Genomic DNA, 3,444 nt, shown 5'->3' on the forward strand with positions numbered 1-3,444 from the left:
GGGGCGGGGGCCGGCCGTGGGGGGGGGGGGGGGGCGCGCCTCAAGCTCGGCGCCCGGTCGCGCCCCCTCCACCGCTACGCGGTCCCCCTCCCCCGTAAACGGGGGAGGAAAGAACGACAAAGGGGAGCCGCGAGGCTCCCCTTTGCTTTGGTCGGGTCGGGCGGCGTCAGGCCGGTTCGGGATCGGTGCGGGGGGAGAGGGGGACCGAGGCGACCGGGAGGGCCGGGCGCCGTGTGTCGCTGTCGTCGCGGTTGGGGGAGACGCCCTTGAGGATGTTGATGATCTCGTCGCCGCTGAGGGTCTCGTATTCCAGCAGGGCCTTGGCCAAGGTGTGCAGATCGTCCAGCTTTTCGGTCAGGATCCGGCGGGCCTCGTTGAAGGCGGTCTGGACCAGGGTCTTGACCTCCTCGTCGATGAGGTTGGCGGTCTTTTCCGAGACGCTCTGGGTGCGCGACACCGAGTGGCCGAGGAAGACCTCGTCCTGGTTCTCGCCATAGGAGACGACGCCGAGCTTGTCGGAGAAGCCCCACTTGGTGACCATGGCGCGGGCCAGGCGGGTGGCCTGGTCGATGTCCGACGAGGCGCCCGAGGTGATCTTGTCCTTGCCGAAGATGATCTCCTCGGCCATGCGGCCGCCCATCAGGATGACCAGGCGCGAGGTCATCTGCTCATAGGACATCGACAGCTGATCGCGTTCCGGCAGCTGCATGACCATGCCGAGCGCCCGGCCACGCGGGATGATGGTGGCCTTGTGGACGGGATCGGTGGCCGGCACCGACAGCGCCAGCAGGGCGTGGCCGCCCTCATGATAGGCGGTAAGGCGCTTTTCTTCCTCGGTCATGGCCATGGATTTGCGCTCCGCGCCCATCATGACCTTGTCCTTGGCGTCCTCGAAGTCGCGCTGCAGGACCATGCGGCGGTTCTTGCGCGCGGCCATCAGGGCGGCCTCGTTGACCAGGTTGGCCAGGTCGGCGCCGGAGAAGCCCGGCGTGCCGCGGGCGATGGTCTTCACATCGACGTCGGCGGCGAGCGGCACGTTCTTCATGTGGACGCGCAGGATGCGCTCGCGGCCGCCGACGTCGGGATTGGAGACCACCACCTGGCGGTCGAAGCGGCCGGGACGCAGCAGGGCCGGGTCCAGCACGTCGGGACGGTTGGTGGACGCGATGACGATGATGGCTTCCGACGGATCAAAGCCGTCCATCTCCACCAGCAGCTGGTTGAGGGTCTGCTCGCGCTCGTCATTGCCGCCGCCGAGGCCCGCGCCACGGTGGCGGCCGACGGCGTCGATTTCGTCGATGAAGATGATGCAGGGGCTGTTCTTCTTGGCCTGCTCGAACATGTCGCGCACGCGGCTGGCGCCGACGCCGACGAACATCTCCACGAAGTCGGAACCGGAAATATAGAAGAAGGGCACGCCCGCCTCGCCGGCGACGGCGCGGCCGAGCAGGGTCTTGCCGGTGCCGGGAGGGCCCACCATCAGGGCGCCCTTGGGGATCTTGCCGCCCAGGCGCTGATACTTCTGCGGGTCCTTGAGGAACTCGACGATCTCGGTGAGCTCTTCCTTGGCCTCGTCGACGCCGGCCACATCATCGAAGGTGATGCGGTTCTTGTTCTCGGTCATCATCTTGGCCTTGGACTTGCCAAAGCCCATGGCCCCGCGGGCCCCGCCCTGCATCTGGCGCATGAAGAAGATCCAGACGCCCACCAGCAGCAGGATCGGCAGGCTCTGGACCAGCAGGCCCACCAGGCCGCCGCCCATCTGCTTGACCTCGATGTCCGCGCCCTGGCTCTCCAGGCGCTTGACCAGGTCATCCTGGTTGTTGGGGGTCATGGCGGCGAAGGACTTGCCGGCCGCGTCGGTCACCTCGACGCTGGGGCCGCGGATCGTGGCCTTCTTCACCTCGCCCGAGGACACCTTGGCCAGCAGCTGGCTGTAGGTGATCTGGCCACCGGCGCCGGCCGCCTGGCCGCCCCCGGTCATCATGCTGTAGAGCCCGATCAGGACGACGACGATGACGCCCCAGATGGCGAGATTGCGCAGGTTCATATTGGTCCAGACCGTTCCGGAAAGTGTCCGCTAACCCCCAAGATAGGTGCGCGGATGCGGTTTCACCAGCAAGCAGGGCGCCAGAGGACAGAAGATCGCAGCGGCGCCGTGAAAAATCGGCAAAAGCAAAAGGCCGCGCGGGGATCCGCACGGCCTTTCAAATACTTAAGCTTGAAGAGGGTCAGGGCTCTAGCGAGCGCCGGGAGCCTTCTTCGGAGCCGGGATCAGGCCTTCACGCTGGGCGCGCTTGCGGGCCAGCTTGCGGGCGCGGCGGACGGCCTCGGCCTTTTGGCGGGCGCGCTTTTCGCTCGGCTTTTCGTAATGCACGTGCCGCTTCATTTCGCGGAACGAGCCCTCGCGCTGCATCTTCTTCTTCAGCGCCTTGAGAGCCTGATCGACGTTGTTGTCGCGGACGAAAATCTGAACCAGAGTTATCTCTCCTATTACCCGTTCCCGCTCGGCCAATCCTGGGGTCAGGCGGCGGCGAACGGACAAATGCCTTGCGCCCGTAGGGGTGAGCCTCCGGGTTGAGGGCGGCGAAATACCAGAGACGGGAGGCGATGTCCACGGCGGACAGGGCCTCAGGAGCGCGTTATTATAGGTGATGGCGCACGAAACCGACTGGGCTGAGGCCACCGAACAACAGATTCTGGACCAGGTCCTGAACCTCGCCCCGGCGCAGGGGTGGACCTGGCCGATGGTCCGGGCGGCGGGCAAGGCCTGCGGCCTCAGCGTGGCCGAGACCGAGCTGCTGGTCCCCCATGGGCCGGCTGATCTCGCGGCCCTGCTGTCGCGGCGGCACGATGCGGCTGCGCTGGAGCGGCTGGCGGAGACCGATCCCAAGGGACTGAAGATGCGCGAGCGCATCCGGGCCGGAGTCGAGGCGCGGCTGGATGCGGCGGCCGCCGACGAGGGCGGCGTGCGGCGCTGGGCGGGCTACCTGGCCCTGCCGACCCGCATTCCCCTGGCGCTCAAGCTGCTGTGGGAAAGCGCCGACAGCCTGTGGCGCTGGGCGGGCGACACCGCCACCGACGAGAACCACTATTCCAAGCGGGCGATCCTGTCGGGCATCCTGGTCTCGGGCTTGGCGATCCGGCTGGCGGGCGGCAAGGCCGACGCCATGGCCTTCGTCGACAGCCGCATCGAGAACGTCATGGCCTATGAGAAATGGAAGGCCGGCCGCAAGGGCGGGGACCTGCTGGCCGACGTGGCCGCCGCCCTGGGCAAGATGCGGTACGGGTAAGCCCTTCATCCCGGCGACGGCCGGGACCCAGATACAGCCCCTCCTCCCAACCGTCGGCCACCGTTCGTGTGGTTAGGGTGGGTGGTGGTCAAAAATTTGGGTATACGCGGCCGCCCGGCCGGGAGACGTGGGGACACGAACCACACCAACC

Annotated in this window: 3 protein-coding genes; 1 reads left to right on the top strand and 2 read right to left on the bottom strand. The window is 67.3% G+C overall.

From position 1 onward, the window contains the following. Positions 1-166: 166 nt before the first annotated feature. Positions 167-2,050: an ATP-dependent zinc metalloprotease FtsH gene (ftsH, locus tag RMO97_RS21080; RefSeq protein WP_310542963.1), complete on the bottom strand. Its 1,884-nt coding sequence runs from the start codon at positions 2,048-2,050 to the stop codon at positions 167-169. Between the two features lie 189 nt (positions 2,051-2,239). After that, complete coding sequence (rpsU, locus tag RMO97_RS21085) at positions 2,240-2,479, bottom strand: 30S ribosomal protein S21 (RefSeq protein WP_215342650.1); 240 nt, start codon at positions 2,477-2,479, stop codon at positions 2,240-2,242. Positions 2,480-2,654: 175 nt separating this feature from the next. Here rpsU and RMO97_RS21090 point away from each other — a divergent pair, with 175 nt between their 5' ends. Continuing rightward, positions 2,655-3,293, top strand: coding sequence for a COQ9 family protein (locus tag RMO97_RS21090; RefSeq protein WP_310542964.1), 639 nt, complete (start codon positions 2,655-2,657; stop codon positions 3,291-3,293). Positions 3,294-3,444 lie beyond the last annotated feature (151 nt).

Origin of the sequence: Phenylobacterium sp. (assembly GCF_031425575.1) — a bacterium.
Classification (GTDB): domain Bacteria; phylum Pseudomonadota; class Alphaproteobacteria; order Caulobacterales; family Caulobacteraceae; genus Phenylobacterium.

What these genes read in the sequence shown, in the direction of transcription:
- ftsH (WP_310542963.1), bottom strand. Translation starts at nt 2,050, where the DNA reads ATGAACCTGCGCAATCTCGCCATCTGGGGCGTCATCGTCGTCGTCCTG.
- RMO97_RS21090 (WP_310542964.1), top strand. Translation starts at nt 2,655, where the DNA reads ATGGCGCACGAAACCGACTGGGCTGAGGCCACCGAACAACAGATTCTG.